Genomic DNA, 19389 nt, shown 5'->3' on the forward strand with positions numbered 1-19389 from the left:
ATGCATAACGCTGCACCCATAGCCCGCCGGAAATCAAAACGGATTTACGTCGGTAAGGTGCCTGTTGGAGATGGCGCGCCGATTGCGGTGCAATCCATGACCAACACCCGAACCACTGATGTTGAAGCAACGGTTAATCAAATCAAATCACTGGAACGCGTTGGTGTTGATATTGTGCGCGTTTCCGTGCCGACAATGGATGCGGCGGAAGCGTTCAAACTCATTAAACAGCAGGTTAATGTCCCACTCGTTGCTGATATCCATTTTGACTACCGCATTGCGTTGAAAGTAGCGGAATATGGCGTCGACTGCCTGCGTATTAACCCTGGCAATATTGGTAACGAAGAACGCATCCGTTCCGTTGTGGACTGCGCACGTGATTACAATATCCCGATACGCATCGGGGTGAACGGCGGGTCGCTGGAAAAAGATTTGCAGGAAAAATATGGTGAGCCGACGCCGGAAGCGCTGCTGGAATCCGCTATGCGCCATGTTGATATTCTCGATCGCCTCAATTTCGATCAGTTTAAAGTCAGCGTGAAAGCATCCGATGTTTTTCTGGCGGTGCAGTCTTATCGGCTGCTGGCCGCCCGTATCGATCAGCCGTTGCATCTGGGAATTACCGAAGCAGGTGGCGCGCGCAGCGGGGCGGTTAAATCGGCAATTGGCCTTGGTCTGCTATTATCTGAAGGGATCGGCGATACCTTACGTATTTCGCTGGCGGCTGATCCGGTTGAGGAAGTTAAAGTTGGCTTCGATATTCTGAAGTCGTTGCGTATTCGCGCTCGCGGCATCAATTTTATTGCCTGTCCAACCTGCTCACGGCAAGAGTTCGATGTCATTGGTACAGTGAACGCGCTGGAGCAACGGCTTGAAGACATCATCACACCGATGGATGTCTCGATTATTGGCTGCGTGGTTAACGGGCCGGGCGAGGCGTTGGTTTCCACCATCGGCGTGACGGGCGGCCATAATAAGAGCGGTTTTTATGAAGATGGCGTGCGTCAGAGAGAACGTTTCGATAACGAGCAGATGATCGACCAGCTTGAAGCTAAAATCCGTGCCAAGGCGTCCATGATGGATGAAAACCAGCGCATTACGGTAAATCTGGTCGATAAATAAGCTGTGCTGGTGCGGCCTGTAGCCGTCATTTGCATAATATTATCCTGAACCCGATGGGGGGGCTTTGCATTGAAGATGCGACAGCAATCCCCTTATAATCGGGTTTATTTTTTGAAAAACGCATAGAGAGCAGACGTGGCAAAAAATATTCAAGCCATTCGTGGAATGAACGATTACCTGCCAGCCGAAACGGCATTGTGGCAGCGTATTGAAAACAGCCTGAAACAGGTGCTCGGCAGCTACGGCTACAGTGAAATTCGTACACCTATTGTTGAGCAGACATCGCTGTTTCAACGCGCCATTGGCGAAGTTACGGATGTGGTCGAAAAAGAGATGTATACCTTTGAGGACCGTAACGGCGACAGTCTGACGTTGCGCCCGGAAAATACCGCTTCTTGCGTTCGTGCTGGCATTGAGCATGGTTTTCTCTACAATCAGGAGCAGCGCCTGTGGTATATCGGGCCGATGTTTCGCCACGAGCGCCCGCAGAAAGGCCGCTATCGCCAATTTCATCAACTGGGTTGTGAAGTTTTTGGATTGCCGGGGCCGGACATTGACGCCGAGCTTATTCTGCTCACCGCTCGCTGGTGGCGGGTGCTGGGTATTTCAGCGCAGGTTAAGCTGGAACTGAATTCGATTGGTTCGCTGGACGCTCGTGCAAAATACCGTGAAGCGCTGATTACTTTCCTTGAGCAGCATAAAGAAAAGCTTGATGAGGATTGTTTGCGCCGTATGTATACCAACCCGCTGCGGGTGCTGGATTCAAAAAATCCCCAGGTTCAGACGCTGCTTGATGAAGCGCCGATCCTGACTGACTACCTTGATGATGAATCTCGCGCACACTTTGAGGCGTTGGGTGAACTTTTAACGCAGGCTGGTATCCCATATACCGTCAATCCGCGTCTGGTTCGCGGTCTGGATTATTACAACCGCACCGTTTTCGAATGGGTAACAACCAGTCTGGGCGCTCAGGGCACGGTCTGTGCCGGGGGGCGTTATGATGGTATGGTCGAGCAACTGGGCGGACGTGCTACGCCAGCCGTGGGTTTTGCGATGGGGCTGGAGCGTTTGGTTCTGCTGGTGCAGTCCATCAACCCTGAATTTAAAGCACAACCGAGTGTTGATGTTTATCTGATCTCTTCTGGCGAGGGAACTCAGGTGGCCGCAATGCAACTGGCTGAGACATTACGTGATACGCTGCCGCAACTGAAACTGATGACCAACTATGGCGGCGGCAATTTTAAAAAGCAATTTGCCCGAGCGGATAAATGGGGCGCACGCATTGCGCTGGTATTAGGTGAAAATGAAGTTGCGGCTGGTCAGGTGGTGATAAAAAACCTGAGAAATGGCGAGCAGGATACATTGGCGCAGACCGACGTTGCAGCACGATTGGCAACGTTACTGGATTGAGGAGAAAGACACAGTGGAAGTCTATACCACAGAGAATGAGCAGGTTGATGCGCTACGTCGTTTCCTCGCGGAAAACGGAAAGGCGTTAATCGTCGGCGTTGTGCTGGGTGTCGGCGCGTTGGTAGGTTGGCGTTTCTGGCAGAATAACCAGAGCAACAGCGCTATGGCGTCATCGACGTCATATCAGCTCATCAGTGACCAGTTGGCGGAGGGGAAAGCTGAAGCCGTAACCTCAGCGGAGAAATTTTCTGCTGAAAATAAAAATAACTACGGTGTGCTGGCTTCGCTGGAACTGGCCCGTCACTACGTGGATCAAAATGATTTTGCTAAAGCGGAACGACAATTGGCGCAAGCTCTGTCCCAAACCAGCGATGCCGATCTGCTTTCTTTAGTGAATCTGCGTTTGGCGCGGATTCAGTTGCAAGATAAAAAAGCGGATGAAGCGCTGAAGACACTGGATGCCATCAAGTCAGACGGCTGGGTTGCTTTGGCGGCGGAAGTCCGTGGTGATGCCCTGGTAAGCAAAGGGGATAATCAGGCGGCACGCGACGCGTATAACAAAGGTTTGTCTGCCAATCCACCGCAGGCATTGAAAGCATTGCTGACTATGAAACTGAATAACCTGTCCAGCTAAGAGGAATTCCATGCAACTGCGTAAAACACTTTTGGTAGGACTGGTTTCAGTCGCCCTGCTGAACGGATGTTCGCTGTTCAACAGCGAGGAAGATGTAGTCACTATGTCGCCACTGCCGACGGTGGAAAATCAGTTCACGCCGACTAAGGTATGGAGCCGTTCTGTGGGGAGTGGAATTGGTGAGTTTTATTCTAATCTTCACCCGGCCTGGCAGGATAATCGCGTATTTGCCGCCGATCGCCGGGGGACGGTGAAAGCGCTGGATCTCAGCAACGGCACTGAAATCTGGCAGGTGGATCTATCTGAAAAAACCGGGTTTCTCTCCCGGAATACACCTGCATTATTATCCGGCGGCGTAGCCGTATCGGGCAACCATGTCTATGTTGGCAGTGAAAGAGCGCAGGTATTTGCTCTGAATACTGAAGACGGCACATCGGTATGGCAGACGAACGTGGCCGGCGAAGTGCTTTCGCGCCCGGTGAGCAGTGACGGCGTAGTGCTGATTCATACCACTAACGGCATGTTGCAGGCGTTGAATGAAGCTGATGGCGCGATTAAATGGACGGTTAACCTGGACATGCCAACGCTTTCTCTGCGTGGCGAATCAGCGCCGACCGCAGCGTTTGGCGCCGCTATCGTTGGTGGTGATAACGGGCGTGTGAATGCCGTGCTGATTAATCAGGGGCAGTTAATCTGGCAGCAGCGTATTTCACAGCCAAGCGGGGCGACGGAAATTGATCGCCTGAATGATGTCGATACCACGCCGGTTGTTGCCGGTGATGTGGTATACGCATTGGGCTATAACGGCAATATGACGGCGCTGGATCTGCGCTCCGGTCAGATCTTATGGAAACGGGAGCTGGGCTCGGTGCATGATTTCATTGTGGATGGCGACCGTATCTATCTGGTCGACCAGGATGACCGCGTTGTGGCGCTGAACACTAATGGCGGCGTGAACCTGTGGCGTCAAAGCGATCTGTTGCACCGTAACCTGACGGCGCCTGTGCTGTATAATGGTTATCTGGTGGTGGGTGATAGCGAAGGGTATCTGCACTGGCTGAATACGGCTGATGGCCGCTTTGTCGTGCAACAGAAAGTGGATAGCGCCGGTTTCCTGAGCAAGCCGGTGATTGCCAGTGATAAGCTGCTTATTCAGGCGAAGAACGGCGAAGTTTACGCTTTCACCCGCTAGTTAAAAATATACCCAATAGATTTCGAGATGCAGGAAGGCGGCAAGAGAAGGAATCCCGATGAGCTTACACAAGTAAGTGATTCGGGTGACTGACAAATCTGCCTGGAGCAGATTTGAACGCTGTTCACAGCGGCCCCAAAGGGGCGAGGCCCAGGGAGGGGCCGAGTAGAGCGGCCAACACACCTGCAACTTGAAAGATGAAGGGTAGAACGTTTGGATCTTTGCCTCTTGCAAATATGATCCCCCAACGGCTCCTGACAGTATCAGGGGCCGTTTCGTCTTTTATCGTCAGCGAGTATTTTCGCTGTAACGTATTGAAATATAAGTAATGAGGTTGTAACAATGATACCTGTCGTCGCGCTGGTCGGACGTCCGAATGTGGGGAAATCCACGCTGTTTAACCGCTTAACGCGCACTCGTGATGCATTGGTGGCGGATTTCCCAGGGCTGACTCGTGACCGCAAGTATGGCCGTGCGGAAGTGGAAGGTCATGAATTTATTATCATTGATACCGGTGGTATTGATGGCGCGGAAGATGGCGTAGAAACGCGTATGGCCGGGCAGTCGCTGGTGGCGATTGAAGAGGCCGATATCGTACTGTTTATGGTGGATGCCCGCGCTGGATTGATGCCTGCTGATGAAAGTATTGCCCAGCATCTGCGCAGCCGCCAGAAAGCAACCTTTCTGGTTGCCAATAAAACCGATGGCATCGACCCTGACACCGTCATCGGGGATTTCTATTCGCTGGGGATGGGGGAAATTTATCCGATAGCGGCTTCTCACGGGCGCGGCGTATCATCCTTGCTGGAAAAAGTCCTGTTGCCGTTTGTGCAGGATGGCGAGCCTGAACCCGTTGAGCTAACGGAAGAAGAAGAGAATGCCGCCTACTGGGCGGAACAGCTTGCTGATGAGCAAGCCGCTGAAAATGCGCAAGCTGAAGAGGATGACTTTAATCCTGAAGATTTGCCGATCAAACTGGCTATTGTCGGTCGCCCCAACGTGGGCAAGTCCACCCTGACCAACCGTATTCTGGGTGAGGAACGCGTGGTGGTTTACGATATGCCCGGCACCACGCGTGACAGTATTTACATTCCGATGGTGCGTGATGAACGTGAATACGTGCTAATTGATACCGCCGGGGTACGCAAACGAGGCAAAGTGACCGAGACGGTCGAAAAATTCTCGGTGATTAAAACGCTACAGGCGATAGAAGATGCCAACGTTGTGATGCTGGTCATTGATGCCCGTGAAGGGATTGCCGATCAGGATCTCTCTCTGTTGGGCTTTATCCTCAATAGCGGGCGCTCACTGGTGATCGTGGTCAACAAGTGGGATGGTTTGTCGCAGGAAGTTCGCGATCAAGTCAAAGAAACGCTGGATTTACGCCTCGGCTTCATCGATTTTGCTCGTGTTCATTTCATCTCCGCGTTACATGGCAGCGGCGTGGGTAATCTGTTTGAATCGGTCATTGAAGCCTACACCTGCGCAACGCGCAGAGTCGGAACCTCTATGCTGACTCGCATTATGCAGATGGCGGCGGATGACCATCAACCGCCGCTGGTGCGTGGCCGTCGTGTGAAATTGAAATATGCTCATGCGGGTGGCTATAACCCGCCGATTGTGGTGATCCACGGTAATCAGGTGAAAGATCTGCCCGATTCCTACAAGCGTTATCTGATGAATTACTTTCGTCGTTCGCTGGATGTAATGGGAACGCCGATTCGCATCCAGTTTAAAGAGGGCGAAAACCCCTTTGCGGATAAGCGCAACACGCTGACGCCGAATCAGTTGCGCAAGCGTAAGCGTTTGATGCAGCACCTTAAAAAGAGCAAATAATTAATAAGCGGGGTGGATAGCAATATTCGCCCCGCATTGTTGAATCACAAGGGAACTTATGTCCTGGGAAAACTGGAGTTTTGCGTTTAACGTCACGGTGCCGAACCTGTTGATGCTGTTGCTGGGGATAGCGCTACGCAAACTTAACATGCTGAATGACGATTTTTGCGATTCAGCAATGCGGTTGGTCTTCAATGTATCACTGCCTTGCCTGCTTTTTTTCAGTGTGGCCACCAACCACCAATCGATTATGGAACAACTGCCGCTGGTGATTTATGGCGTCGTCGGTACGTTGCTGACCTATTTATTGCTGGAATTTGCCGCTGTTTATGTCGTCAAAGAACCGACCGAACGCGGTATTTTTGTGCAAGGCGGGTTTCGCTCCAATACCGGCATTATGGGGCTGGCATTTGCCATGAGCGCCTATGGAAAAGAAGGTGTCGCCATTGGTTCTCTGTACCTGATGGTGACGGTGACTATGTTCAACGTGTTGTCTGTTATCACCTTGACGCGCAGTTTGCAGCGTACAACCGACGGGCGGGGGATCGGTAAACTCGCGCTGCTGAAGAGTATTGTCACCAACCCGCTGATTATCGGTTTACTGGGCGGATTGTGCTATTCGAAGAGTGGTTTGCCTATGCCAACGGTGATTCAGCAGACCGGTAACTTCATTGCCGCGCTGTCGTTGCCGCTGGCGTTGTTGTGTGCCGGTGTCAGCCTTGACTGGCGTATGATTTTTCGCTCATCCAACGTGGCGGCGCTCTCTTCATTGGCTAAACTGCTTATCGTGCCGGGTATTCTTACGTTGGGTGGCTGGCTGGTCGGTTTTCGTGGCGTCACGCTCGGGGTGATTTTTTTGTTTTCCGCCACGCCAACGGCTGCGGGCAGCTATGCAATGACCAGGGCAATGGGCGGCAATCCGACGCTGGCAGCCAATATCATTGGTTTAACCACTGCCGGTTCGTTCTTTGTGATTGCGCTGGGCGTCTATTTCTTACGTTCACTCGGTGTGATTTAGGGAGAAAAAGTGGAAATCACCTGCCCACGCTGCCACAGCGTCATGAACTGGAAAAGTGGCAGCTATTTTCATTGCCCGGCCTGTCAGCAGGATTACCTGCGGGAAGCACATTGTCCCGAATGTAAACACCTGCTTCAGGAGCTAAAAGCCTGTGGCGCGGTGGATTACTTTTGTCAGCAAGGGCATGGGTTAATTTCAAAGAAACGCGTGGTATTCAGCTATCTCCCGGCTGACGCCTGATGCGGTATCATTACTGAATGCCGTTACGCCACAGATCTTCCAACTCCGGCGGCGCATATTTTTCCGGGATCAGTAATGTCGCTTCGGCATACTGACTTTTCTGTGGATGGCGATAGCTGATGTGGATACGGTAATAAAATTGATCACCGCGCCCAGGGGAGTCAGATTCTCCGGGTTCACGCGCCAGTTGAAACGCGTCGCGGATAGCGCGACAAATACGTTCCCGATCTAATGCCGGCAGTCCGTCCAACGTAAAACGCCGTAGTCCCGTCAGCTTGGGAACCCAGGCAATACCGCCTTCACGCGCCAGCTCCACAATGGCGTCATTGGTGAGTTCGGGCAATGTCTTCATAGGCCCCTCATTACAGATACCACCCCCACTTTTTCCCATGATTGTTTAACGATATCGGCCACGGACGAGTCAAAACGTTGCGCGGCATGATGGATGGTAAAGCGGGAAAAAATCTCAAAATCGGCATTCTGTGGCAGCGATTTATCACACAGAGCGTCATACCATATTCTGCCGGCTTTTTCCCAGGCATAGCCCCCCAGCCCGGTTGCCGCCAGATAGAATGCACGGTTCGGTATACCGCTGTTAAGGTGTACGCCGCCGTTATCTTCACGGGTGTTGATATATCTGTCCATATGGGAAGGTTGCGGATCCCGGCCCAATAATAGATCGTCATACGCAGTTCCTGGGTCTGACATTGAGCGCAGGCCGGTGCCGTGGATCCCCTCCGCCAGTAGCTCTTCACCTACCGTCCAGTCCGCCTGCTCTGCGGTTTGCCCCCGATGAAATTGTTTCACGAGTGAGCCAAAAACGTCAGACAACGATTCATTCAATGCCCCGGATTGCCTGAAATAGATTAATCCCGCCTCGTTTTCTATCACGCCATGCGCCAGTTCATGCGCCACGATATCAATGGCGATGGTGAAGCGGTTGAAGATTTTGCCGTCACCGTCGCCGAAGACTATCTGTTGTCCATTCCAGAACGCATTCTGATAATCCTGACCGTAGTGTACCGTGCCTGCCAGCGTTAACCCCTGATTATCAAGCGAGTTACGCTGAAAGGCCTGCCAGAAGAAGTCATAGGTGACGCCAAGGTAGTCATAGGCTTCATCGGCGGCGATATCGCCGTTGCTGCCTTGCTCTTCTGCACGCACCCGTTTGCCGGGTAACTGCTGCTGGTTTCCCGCATCATGAATTTCGCGCTGGGCCTGACCCGCAGAAGCCAGGGGATGAGGCGCAGGTCTGGGGTGGGCGCTGACCATGAGTGATTGGACATGCATCAGGGTTTGCTGGGCGCAACGACGCTCGGCCTCTGAACCATTAGCAATAATGCGATGCAAAATGTAGGGCGGGATCACGCTGTGAATCGGTCTGGACTTCATACCTTATCTCCTTGAAAAAGGCGATCATCGGGTAACGCAGACGATCAATAAAACGTACTCATTCTTACTTTCATTACCAGAATTAGTGGGCTGGGGGAACAGTATAATTCAGAAGTTGGCGGGGATTTTGGGGTCTGCCCTCTGTTTTAGGATAAATCCCCATATTGCACTAAGTTGTTTTACGTTGCTTCCTGGTGGGCGAGGTGGCGGTAGCGTTTTGCGGCATCAGCGCCGTGACCTGACTTTCTACCCAGCCGTCTTGTAACCGGGTTTTCAACGTTTCTCCAGCGGTAATTTGTGCGACGTTTTTCAGCACCTTACCATCCGATGCGGTGGTGACGTTATAACCCCGTGCCAGCGTCGCCAGGGGGCTTACGCCCTCCAGATGTGAGCAGGCAACGCCCAGCCGCTGCTTATGTTGACTAAGCTGACGCTCAAGGGCATGTTGCATCTGATAATGTAACTGCTGTAAACGTTGCTGCGCACGATGGATTTTCGGCTGTGGTTGTTGCTGAATCAGACGTTGCTGTAAACGCTCGCTATGGCGCGACAGTTGCTTAAGCTGCAACTGAATACCTTCATCCAAACGTTGGCGCAGTTTAACCAGCTCTGTTTGCTGACGCGCCAGCCGCAGTTGTGGGTGTTGCTGCTGTAAACGGTGATGCAGGCGGGTAAAATCACGGTTACGCTGGGCAAGATAATAATCCATCGCCATTTCTAACCGCTGGCGTTGGGATTGTATCTGGCGCAGCAGTTCGAGCTGATTACGGCTGACCAGTTCCGCGGCGGCTGATGGCGTAGGGGCGCGTAAATCACCGACAAAATCGGCGATGGTGATATCGGTTTCATGGCCAACCGCGCTGACGATAGGAATGCGGCTGGCAAAAATAGCCCGTGCCACCCGTTCATCGTTGAAGCTCCATAAGTCTTCCAGCGAACCGCCACCGCGACCCACAATCAGCACATCACACTCATGGCGCAGGTTTGCCAGTTCAATAGCGCGGACAATCTGTAGCGGCGCGTCGTTGCCTTGTACGGCTGTAGGGTAGACCACGACCGGTAGTGAGGGATCGCGCCGTTGTAACACTTTTAAAATATCGTGCAGGGCGGCGCCGCTGGCGGAAGTAATTACCCCGACCTGTCTGGCCGGGCTTGGCAATACCTGTTTAAACTGTTGATCGAAAAGTCCTTCCGAAGCAAGGCGCTGTTTTAATTGCTCAAACTTCTGTTGCAGCAGACCGTCGCCGGCGGGCTGCATACTTTCCGCCAGCAGTTGATAATCACCGCGTGGTTCATACAAGGTAATCGAGGCGCGTATCAATACCTGCTGACCGTTTTGCGGGCGAAAAGTGACGTGGCGGTTACTGTTGCGGAACATGGCGCAGCGTACCTGCGCACGTTCATCTTTCAGCGTAAAATACCAGTGGCCGGATGACGGCTGAGAAAGGTTAGAGATTTCGCCGGAAAGCCATATCTGTCCCATTTCCATTTCAAGTAGTTGTCGCACCGTCTGGTTCAGGCGGCTAACGGTAAAAATTGCAGAGGAGGGAAATTGAGACATTGTGAGCCAGATCAAATTTTAAAACAGTGACTTAATCGATTGATACTACCTGCCTGTAAAAGGTAATCAAGCATTTTAGTGAAAAAATGCTGGAGGCAACCGATTACGCTCTGTATAATGCCACGGCAATATTTTATCCGTTCTTCACATCCACCTTGGTGAGATATTGCCCATGCTACGTATCGCTAAAGAAGCACTGACGTTTGACGATGTTCTCCTTATTCCCGCACATTCTACTGTTCTGCCTAACACGGCTGATTTGACCACTCAACTGACGAAAACTATCCGTTTGAATATCCCCATGTTATCCGCAGCTATGGATACCGTAACGGAATCCAACCTGGCGATTGCGCTGGCGCAGGAAGGCGGTCTGGGGTTTATTCACAAAAATATGTCCATTGAGCGTCAGGCTGAAGAAGTCAGCCGCGTAAAAAGACATGAAAGCGGTGTAGTGGTCGATCCACAAACCGTTACGCCAACCACCACGTTGCGTCAGATTAAAGAATTGACCGAACGTAATGGGTTTGCGGGGTATCCAGTGGTGGCCGAAGGCAATGAACTGGTCGGTATTATTACTGGTCGTGACGTGCGCTTTGTGACCGACCTGGATCAGCCGGTCAGCGCCGTTATGACGCCGAAAGAACGTCTGGTCACGGTAAAAGATGCGGAAGCCCGCGAAGTGGTTCTACACAGAATGCACGAAAAACGCGTTGAGAAAGCGCTGGTGGTGGATGACCAATTCCACCTGCTCGGCATGATTACCGTAAAAGATTTTCAGAAAGCAGAACGTAAACCTAACGCCTGTAAAGATGAGCATGGTCGTCTGCGCGTAGGGGCGGCAGTCGGCGCCGGCGCTGGCAACGAAGAGCGTATTGATGCGCTGGTTGCAGCCGGGGTTGATGTGTTGCTGATTGACTCGTCACATGGTCATTCCGAAGGTGTGTTGCAGCGTATCCGCGAAACCCGTGCTAAATACCCGGATCTGCAAATCATCGGCGGTAACGTAGCAACGGGCGCAGGTGCGAAAGCGCTGGCTGAAGCCGGTGTCAGCGCTGTCAAAGTCGGTATTGGCCCTGGTTCTATTTGTACTACCCGTATCGTTACCGGTGTTGGTGTACCGCAGATCACGGCAATTTCTGATGCGGTAGAAGCATTGGAAGGCACCGGCGTTCCGGTTATTGCCGACGGCGGTATTCGCTTTTCCGGTGATATCGCCAAGGCGATTGCCGCGGGGGCTGCCTGCGTGATGGTGGGTTCAATGCTGGCGGGTACGGAAGAATCACCCGGTGAGATTGAACTGTATCAGGGGCGTTCTTTTAAATCCTACCGTGGCATGGGGTCGCTGGGGGCGATGTCCAAAGGATCGTCAGACCGCTACTTCCAAAGTGACAATGCGGCCGACAAACTGGTGCCGGAAGGTATCGAGGGCCGTGTGGCTTACAAAGGCCGCCTGAAAGAAATCGTCCATCAACAAATGGGCGGTCTGCGTTCCTGTATGGGCCTGACCGGATGCGGGACGATTGATGCCCTGCGTACTCAGGCTGAGTTTGTGCGCATCAGTGGCGCCGGTATTCAGGAAAGCCATGTCCACGACGTTACCATTACTAAGGAGTCACCGAACTACCGGATGGGTTCATAAGGTGATTTGCAGGCTGATTTAACCCGTTAAACCCGGTAACATTACCGGGTTTAATCACTTTTGCTTTTTCGTATTTTGGAATACGCCTCTCATGACAGAAAACATTCATCAACACCGCATTCTTATTTTGGATTTCGGCTCGCAATACACTCAGTTGGTTGCACGACGTATTCGTGAACTGGGTGTTTATTGTGAACTTTGGGCATGGGATGTCACAGAAGCGCAGATCCGCGAATTCAATCCGAACGGGATTATCCTTTCCGGCGGCCCGGAAAGCACCACCGAGTTTAACAGTCCGCGCGCGCCTGAGTATGTTTTCCAGGCTGGCGTGCCGGTACTTGGCGTCTGCTATGGTATGCAGACTATGGCGATGCAATTGGGCGGCAAAGTTGAAGGTTCCACCCAACGTGAATTCGGCTATGCCCAGGTTGAAGTTAAAACCAATAGCGAACTGGTGCGGGATATTCAGGATGCGTTGAGCGCAGATGGCGCACCGCTGCTGGACGTCTGGATGAGCCACGGTGATAAAGTGACGACGATCCCCGCTGATTTCGTCACGGTTGCCAGTACCGATACCTGCCCGTTTGCCATTATGGCTAACGAAGAGAAGCATTTTTACGGCGTACAGTTCCACCCGGAAGTGACGCATACCCGACAAGGGCTGCGTCTTCTGGAGCGTTTTGTGCGTGATATCTGCCAGTGTGAAGCCCTGTGGACGCCAGCCAAGATTATCGACGACGCAGTGGCGCGTATTCAGCAGCAGGTGGGCGACGATCACGTGATCCTCGGTTTGTCCGGCGGGGTCGATTCTTCGGTCACGGCGATGTTACTGCATCGTGCGATTGGTAAGCGCCTGACCTGTGTGTTTGTAGATAACGGATTGTTGCGCTTGAACGAAGCCGATCAGGTACTGGAGATGTTCGGCGATCATTTCGGCCTGAATATCGTTCACGTGCCGGCGGAAAATCGTTTTCTCAATGCGCTGGCCGGGATTGATGATCCGGAAGTGAAACGCAAAACAATCGGTCGTGTCTTTGTTGAAGTATTCGACGAAGAAGCCAGTAAGCAGGATCAGGTCAAGTGGTTGGCGCAGGGCACCATCTACCCGGATGTTATTGAATCCGCCGCGTCGGCAACCGGTAAGGCCCATGTCATCAAGTCTCATCATAACGTCGGTGGTCTGCCGAAAGAGATGAAGCTGGGTCTGGTAGAGCCGCTGAAAGAACTGTTCAAAGACGAAGTTCGCAAGATCGGTCTGGAACTGGGCTTGCCGTACAACATGCTTTACCGACATCCATTCCCGGGGCCGGGGCTTGGCGTGCGTGTATTGGGCGAAGTGAAAAAAGAATACTGCGATCTATTGCGCCGTGCCGATGCAATCTTCATTGAAGAACTGCATAAGGCCGATCTGTATAACAAGGTGAGTCAGGCATTTACCGTCTTTCTGCCGGTACGTTCTGTCGGCGTAATGGGTGATGGCCGCAAGTATGATTGGGTCGTCTCGCTGCGTGCGGTAGAAACCATCGACTTTATGACCGCACACTGGGCGCATTTGCCGTATGAATTCCTCGGTCGCGTATCTAACCGTATTATCAACGAAGTGGATGGCATTTCCCGCGTGGTGTATGACGTGTCAGGAAAGCCCCCGGCGACGATAGAGTGGGAATAAGTTTTTAGCATCCGCTGAGTTCCGCTAACACTTAGACCGAACAGGGCTTGCTAACATAATCATGGCTGATGGTGGATATTGTATTTCCTACCCAGAAAAATGAATGGGTAATTGGTTTGCCTGGGAGTTATGCAATATCCGACCAGTTCGACCGGTCAGAGCTGCAAGAAATCTCTGTCATATAGAGTGGTGATCTCCCATAAAAATTGCTCAATTCTCCATTGTGGAGACGCCGATATTATAGTTGCTAGCTAAAAGTGACCACGGTATAGCGTTTTTTTGATTCATTTTGTTGGCCGCTCCTGGTACAGAGCGGGCAAACAGAAGGGCCATCAGGTCTGCTATGAGAGAAGCGGACTTACAGAGTCTATTCGAAAAAATGACAATAAGATTGTTAAGAAGCCCCTGCTAATCTGGCAAATAATTGTGTTGGGCAAACGTGTAAAACGAGAGGAATTAAAGGCACAGGCCGGGGCCATCGTCCAGGCCATCAAACAGAAATGCTGGTGCGGAGCAGTGAAACAACATCCAGCCACGGATGCGGGCTGGACGCCAGTAGCATACAATCGCAGCCGATTAGTTATCGCACTTACCTGGTACGGCTAACTTAACTTCCGATTTGGAAACGACGCGCATACCTTCGCTTTCAGAAACCTGTTCCAGCCCGGCACCGCCAACGAAAACGCCCATTTTGATGTACTGGCGAACAAAGTGGTTCTTCCCAGGGGTTACATTGAGCGTCAGGTTATTAGGGGAGAACTCGGACTCTGTCCCCAGCATATGCGGCTGACTGGCCGATATTTGCTGATAGAAAAAGACTCTGTCGGAGGTTTCTCCGAGGCAGCGCCCATCAAGATAAACGTCTTTTCTTAATGCTTTCCCAACAAAACTGTCCCTGTACACGTAGAGACCAGCTTTACCGTTTTCCGGTGTAGGGAATGATTTAGCCGTCGCATTTTCAGCATCGCTGGCTAAAGGAACCGAGGCACAACCGCCAAGAAGCATTGAAGAAACAATTACAGCTATGAAGATTATTTTATTCATCGAATTCTCAGAGAGTTAAAAAAAACAGTAGAGTGAGAATAATCTCATTTTATGAGCGTGTCATTATTGAAACACGACGTAACAAACTGTGAATGTAAGGTGCAAAAGTCAGATCGAAAGTAACAAAGGTCAGGGAATGACAACAGACGCATTAATGAGTGGCCGCAGTCTATCCTAAAGAAGTGGGCTTGTTGCAGTTCAGTTCGATAAAACGGATGCCATTTGTTTTGAATGGCGATTCCATTTCGAAATTGTCGATATCGCAATCGCTTATACTCATCGAGCAAAAAGTGTAGGTCGTTTGACTATGGAAGAATTGAGAGAGGCTGGATGGATTAGACAAAGAAAATATCGTGTACGAGAGTTTAGATAATCCAGAGAATCGCCAGTAAAATCATATAGATTTCTGGCGATTGTTGTTTTCTGCTGGCTATCGGTTTCTATCTTGTACCGGTCGTTTTACGCTTCGTCAACCCAGCGATGCTCTGGTTCGGCAGTTCTGTGCTGATGCGGCCAGCCCTCAGGCGGTGTCGGCCTGATTGAGCACGGCGATGTCCTCTTCCGTCAGTGCCTGCGCCAGAGCGGGTGCCCGCAGCAGGCTGTCAAGCTGCTCGATGCTGGTCACGCTGGCGATCGGCGCCGTCAGCCCTCGGTGCGACAGGTTCCAGGCCAGCGCGACCTCGGCTGGTTGCGCCTGATGCCGTGCGGCCACTTCGTCCAGCGCGGCAAGGATGCGATGCCCGTGCGCGTTGAGATAACGGGCGACGGCGGGGCCGCGTACACTTTGGGACAGATCAGCCTCGCTGCGGTACTTGCCCGAAAGGAAACCCTGGGCGAGGCTGGAGTGGGTGATCACCCCCAGTCCGTCGGCGAGCGCCAGGTCGGCCAACGCACGGTCGAAATAAGCATAGGCATAGCCGCTCGTACCGTCGTCGCGGCGGTCATAGAGGTTGTAGGTCGGCTGTAGCACTTCGTAGCGCGGCAGGCCGTTGGCCGCCGAGACATCCAGCGCTACGCGCACCTGCTCGATGCTGAAGTTGGATGCGCCGATAGCCCGCACCTTACCGGCTTCGATCAGGCGCTGGTAAGCAGCCAGGGTTTCCTCGTGCGGCGTGGCGGGATCGGGGAAGTGCGAGAAGTAGACGTCGATATGGTCCGTTTGCAGGCGCCGCAGTGAGCCTTCCACCGCACGCTCGATATAGGCCGGGGCCAGGCCGCCGCCGTTGTCGCCCCAGGGGGCGCCGACCTTAGTTATCAGCACCACCGAGTCACGCCTGCCGCGGCTGCGCAGCCACTCCCCGATCAGGGTCTCCGAATCGCCGCCGCTGTTGCCCGGCACCCAGTGCGAGTAGGCGTCGGCGGTGTCGATGGCCTGGAAGCCTGCGTCGAGGTAGTGGTCGAGGATATCGAACGCACGTTGCTTGTCGGTGATGCCCCAGCCAAACACATTGCCACCGAGCACGAACGGGGCAATCTCGATCCCGGAGCGGCCCAGCTGGCGCTTGCCTGTTCCGGGCATGTCCTGAGCCAGCACAGTGCCGTTAAGGCCAGGCAAACCACCGAAGGTTAGTACTGCTGTAGCAGTAAGCGTGCTGGTCAGGAATTTGCGTCGTGTATACATGGATTCCTCCTTTATTTTTGCATTTGACAAGGGTGCGGCTTATCGGAATAAGGCATACCTTCTTGAGATTGTGTGCGGCCAGTGGCGTGGCCTGCGGGCTTACCGAGCGACGGTTGTCCGCAAATACGCACGCCTGGTTTCATTCCTCCTCAACCCGGCGTTGGGCGAGCGCTTCTTGGATCAGACCGGTTTCACGGCGTGCTTTGCACAATATATCGTCGATATCGGTTAATGTGGCCCATGAGATACAAACAAGCAACCGTAATGGTCATGAAACTGATACCGCGGTTAAAACAGATCTTTATCAAATAGCGACTCATTGTTGCTGGCTGCCGGGCAGTGGATCTCATCGGAAAATAGAATGTTCGATAGGCCGGACGGCTATTGAGCCGCTGTCTTGCCGCTACGATTATCACCACCAACCGCAGCTTGTGTAACCTTAGCGCAGCAGAGCAAGGTTCTGGTCGATGCGACCTTGGATCATGTGCAGAGTGTCTCGGGTGATAACCTGCGGATAGAGGTTATCGGCATAACAGGATATTCAGATAAAAAGCCTATTTTATCTGAATCTATATTATTGGTTTTCTCATAATGATTTAAATATTCACCAATTAGTTAAATGAAGTAATTATGGTGCAATGCCCTAATTTCGGGCGCTAATATGATGCAAAATAATAGTCGCATATGGTGCATATATTCCGAAATGGTGCATTATTTTATTGTGGTATTTGTTATGTATATGAATTTCTTATCAAGAATAGTGTAAATCCACCGATGAATTATGAAAAATAAAGACTAACTTATTGAAGCATATAATTTTTATAATAACCCGTAAATTTATTCCCCTCACCAATGGATTAATCAAAAGAAAATATGATTACTGTCTTTTTAAAAATGATAATACATTCTCAATAGAGAAAATTTTCTCCTTTTAAATTATAAGACAGAGGTGAGTTTCATGGCTCTTGAAGATGCAGAAGTCCGTATCGCTCCGCACTGGGATCGACCGTCAAAAGAATGGCTCGACGCTTTCTCGCCATTTCCGGTAGCCAATATCGGCGACGCGATGGAACGCCTAAATATGTGCGACGCCGGGATTAAGCCCATGACCGCCGCCACGCATTTGGTCGGTTTCGCGCTACCGATACAAGTACCCGCAGGCGATAACGCCGCCGTAATTATGGCGTTGGATCATATCGAACCCGGTGATGTCGTGGTGATTAACGGCATGGGACATATTGACCGTGCGCTGGTCGGCGAACAGCTCACCCAACGTTTTCAACATGCCGGCGCAGTCGGACAGCTAATTGACGGCGCCGTCCGCGACCTTCGGGTCATTGCTTCCACCGGGTTCGCCACCTTTGCCCGCGGAGTCAGTCCGGCCGGCCCGTACAAAAACGGACCAGGTGTGATTGGCGAACCCGTCTCGATCGGCGGCGTGGTGTGCGCCGCTGGCGATATCGTGGTCGCCGATGAAGACGGCGCTATCGTGATTCCCTTCTGGCGTGCGCGTGACGTGCTGGAAAAAGTGCGGGAAGTAGCAAAACGCGAAGCCGAGATGACTGCCGAGGTCACCCGGAAATACCGCTGATTTAAAGAGCAAACAGGTGCCGCCGCCAGTGGTTGAGCGGGTAACTTCAACTATCGTTGCAGGGCAAAAAAATGACTAAATCACAAACGGTTCCAATGAATTACGCTTTACCCGTCAAAGAAAACGCTCAGAATAACGTTGTCAGACGCGCTTCACTGGCAGGGGGCGTGGGTTCATTTGTCGAATGGTATGACTACGGTATTTATGGCTTGATGGTTAGCACGCTGGTGCTGGTGTTCTCATCCAGCGAAATGGGCTTGACCGACGCCGGACTGATGCTCACCTATCTTGGTTTTACCGTCAGTTTCGTGGTGCGCCCATTCGGCGGGGTTATCTGCGGCTATCTTGGCGATCGTATTGGCAGGCAAAAACTATTGGCGATTCTGCTGCTGATGATTTCGTTGGCTACCGCAGCCATCGGTCTATTGCCCAGTTATGCCAGCATCGGCTGGGCAGCGCCGGCATTGCTTATTCTGCTGCGTATCGTGCAGGGCTTCTCCGCCGGTGGGGAAGTTTCCGGCGCAGGCTCATTCGTGGCCGAATATGCCGAGGATCACCGCCGCGCCGTGGTGATGTCGCCGCTGGTGATGGGATCGTTTATCGCTCTGCTGTTCGGTAGCCTGCTGGTGAGTGGCCTTATCAACATCTGGGGGGCTGACGCCATGAAAGAATGGCTATGGCGCGTTCCCTTTCTGCTGGCCATACCTATGGCGATGATCGGCGTCTATATCCGTACCCGTATTCAGGACACCCCGCACTTCCAACTGATCAAGCAAAGCAAACGGGTGGTTCACAATCCTATTCGTACCGTGTTGACCTCAAAACGTCATCTGAAAGCCATCGGTCTGGCGATCACGCTGCCGGCGGTGAACGGGCCGGGCTATTACGTGCTGTTCGTCTATATGCCGACCTATCTACACAAGGTTATGCACTTCACTCAGGTACAGAGCCTGATGGTGACCGCCTGTGGCCTGCTGACGATTATCGGCGCTATCCCGATGATGGCCTGGCTATCGGATCGCCTGGGGCGCAGACCGCTGCTGATTGCGTCCGCCGTCGCGATGGCGGTGCTGGCCTGGCCGTGTTTCTGGCTGTTAACGCTGGGCATGATGCCGCTGGCCTGTATGGCCGCCATCCTGCTGGCTTTCGCCTTTGCTGGCCATGCCGCAGTGATCCAGGCAACGCTGGCGGAGATGTTCCCGACCAACGTGCGCTACAGCGCTTACAGCATTGGTTTCAACCTGTCCACGGTGATTTTCGGCGGTTCCGCGCCATTGCTGATGACCTGGCTTATCGGTCTGACCGGTATCGCCAGTATCCCCAGCTATATGGTGATACTGACCGCCATTCTCACCATTATCAGCGCGTTGTATCTGAAAGAGACGGCTGGCAAACCGCTCAATGCGGAGTGATTGCCTGA

Annotated in this window: 17 protein-coding genes; 12 read left to right on the plus strand and 5 right to left on the minus strand. The window is 52.4% G+C overall.

Features of this window, described 5'->3' with window-relative positions; all coding sequences use genetic code 11:
* The 7 genes from ispG to BIY29_RS06195 all read left to right on the plus strand — a co-directional run bounded on the left by ispG (position 1) and on the right by BIY29_RS06195 (position 7452).
* Complete coding sequence (gene ispG / locus BIY29_RS06165; RefSeq protein WP_121574279.1) at positions 1–1122, plus strand: flavodoxin-dependent (E)-4-hydroxy-3-methylbut-2-enyl-diphosphate synthase; 1122 nt, start codon at positions 1–3, stop codon at positions 1120–1122.
* Between the two features lie 135 nt (positions 1123–1257).
* Positions 1258–2532 carry a histidine--tRNA ligase gene (hisS, locus tag BIY29_RS06170; protein WP_121574280.1) on the plus strand — a complete coding sequence of 425 codons (1275 nt, stop codon included), beginning with the start codon at positions 1258–1260 and terminating at the stop codon, positions 2530–2532.
* A 13-nt stretch (positions 2533–2545) separates the two neighbouring features.
* Positions 2546–3166 (plus strand): YfgM family protein, encoded by a 621-nt coding sequence (locus BIY29_RS06175; RefSeq protein ID WP_121574281.1) that lies wholly within the window; start codon positions 2546–2548, stop codon positions 3164–3166.
* Positions 3167–3176: 10 nt separating this feature from the next.
* A complete protein-coding gene (bamB, locus tag BIY29_RS06180) occupies positions 3177–4358 on the plus strand; it encodes an outer membrane protein assembly factor BamB (protein WP_121574282.1) in 1182 nt (393 codons plus the stop codon).
* Between the two features lie 342 nt (positions 4359–4700).
* Positions 4701–6194, plus strand: coding sequence for a ribosome biogenesis GTPase Der (gene der / locus BIY29_RS06185; RefSeq protein ID WP_121574283.1), 1494 nt, complete (start codon positions 4701–4703; stop codon positions 6192–6194).
* Positions 6195–6252: 58 nt separating this feature from the next.
* A complete protein-coding gene (locus tag BIY29_RS06190) occupies positions 6253–7212 on the plus strand; it encodes an AEC family transporter (protein ID WP_121574284.1) in 960 nt (319 codons plus the stop codon).
* Positions 7213–7221: 9 nt separating this feature from the next.
* Positions 7222–7452: a zinc ribbon domain-containing protein gene (locus BIY29_RS06195; protein ID WP_121574285.1), complete on the plus strand. Its 231-nt coding sequence runs from the start codon at positions 7222–7224 to the stop codon at positions 7450–7452.
* Between the two features lie 10 nt (positions 7453–7462).
* On the opposite strand, the gene BIY29_RS06200 is transcribed toward BIY29_RS06195, so the two are convergent.
* From BIY29_RS06200 to xseA, 3 genes are all read right to left on the minus strand, one after another.
* A complete protein-coding gene (locus tag BIY29_RS06200) occupies positions 7463–7804 on the minus strand; it encodes a protealysin inhibitor emfourin (protein WP_121574286.1) in 342 nt (113 codons plus the stop codon).
* Positions 7801–8844, minus strand: a complete 1044-nt coding sequence (locus BIY29_RS06205; protein WP_121574287.1) for a M4 family metallopeptidase — start codon at positions 8842–8844, stop codon at positions 7801–7803. Before BIY29_RS06205 ends, BIY29_RS06200 begins: the two co-directional genes overlap by 4 nt.
* Positions 8845–9013: 169 nt before the next feature.
* Positions 9014–10405: an exodeoxyribonuclease VII large subunit gene (xseA, locus tag BIY29_RS06210; protein WP_121574288.1), complete on the minus strand. Its 1392-nt coding sequence runs from the start codon at positions 10403–10405 to the stop codon at positions 9014–9016.
* 172 nt (positions 10406–10577) lie between these two features.
* On the opposite strand from xseA, the gene guaB reads away from it, so the two are divergent.
* The gene (gene guaB, locus BIY29_RS06215) at positions 10578–12044 is read left to right on the plus strand and encodes an IMP dehydrogenase (protein WP_121574289.1); all 1467 of its coding nucleotides are present in this window, start codon (positions 10578–10580) and stop codon (positions 12042–12044) included.
* Positions 12045–12135: 91 nt separating this feature from the next.
* Positions 12136–13713 carry a glutamine-hydrolyzing GMP synthase gene (gene guaA, locus BIY29_RS06220; RefSeq protein WP_121574290.1) on the plus strand — a complete coding sequence of 526 codons (1578 nt, stop codon included), beginning with the start codon at positions 12136–12138 and terminating at the stop codon, positions 13711–13713.
* Between the two features lie 576 nt (positions 13714–14289).
* Here the strand turns inward: guaA and BIY29_RS06225 are convergent.
* Both BIY29_RS06225 and BIY29_RS06230 read right to left on the minus strand, forming a co-directional pair.
* Positions 14290–14757 carry a DUF2846 domain-containing protein gene (locus tag BIY29_RS06225; RefSeq protein WP_121574291.1) on the minus strand — a complete coding sequence of 156 codons (468 nt, stop codon included), beginning with the start codon at positions 14755–14757 and terminating at the stop codon, positions 14290–14292.
* A 520-nt stretch (positions 14758–15277) separates the two neighbouring features.
* The gene (locus BIY29_RS06230; RefSeq protein WP_121574318.1) at positions 15278–16276 is read right to left on the minus strand and encodes an aldo/keto reductase; all 999 of its coding nucleotides are present in this window, start codon (positions 16274–16276) and stop codon (positions 15278–15280) included.
* Between the two features lie 100 nt (positions 16277–16376).
* Between BIY29_RS06230 and BIY29_RS06235 the strand changes: the two genes are divergently transcribed.
* The 3 genes from BIY29_RS06235 (at position 16377) to BIY29_RS06250 (ending at position 19381) form a co-directional block, all read left to right on the plus strand.
* The gene (locus tag BIY29_RS06235) at positions 16377–16610 is read left to right on the plus strand and encodes a hypothetical protein (protein WP_121574292.1); all 234 of its coding nucleotides are present in this window, start codon (positions 16377–16379) and stop codon (positions 16608–16610) included.
* Between the two features lie 726 nt (positions 16611–17336).
* Positions 17337–17969, plus strand: coding sequence for an RraA family protein (locus BIY29_RS06245; protein WP_121574293.1), 633 nt, complete (start codon positions 17337–17339; stop codon positions 17967–17969).
* A gap of 71 nt (positions 17970–18040) precedes the next feature.
* Positions 18041–19381, plus strand: a complete 1341-nt coding sequence (locus BIY29_RS06250; RefSeq protein WP_121574294.1) for an MFS transporter — start codon at positions 18041–18043, stop codon at positions 19379–19381.
* The last annotated feature ends 8 nt before the right edge of the window (positions 19382–19389 follow it).

It is taken from the genome of Brenneria alni, assembly GCF_003666245.1.
GTDB lineage: Bacteria > Pseudomonadota > Gammaproteobacteria > Enterobacterales > Enterobacteriaceae > Brenneria > Brenneria alni.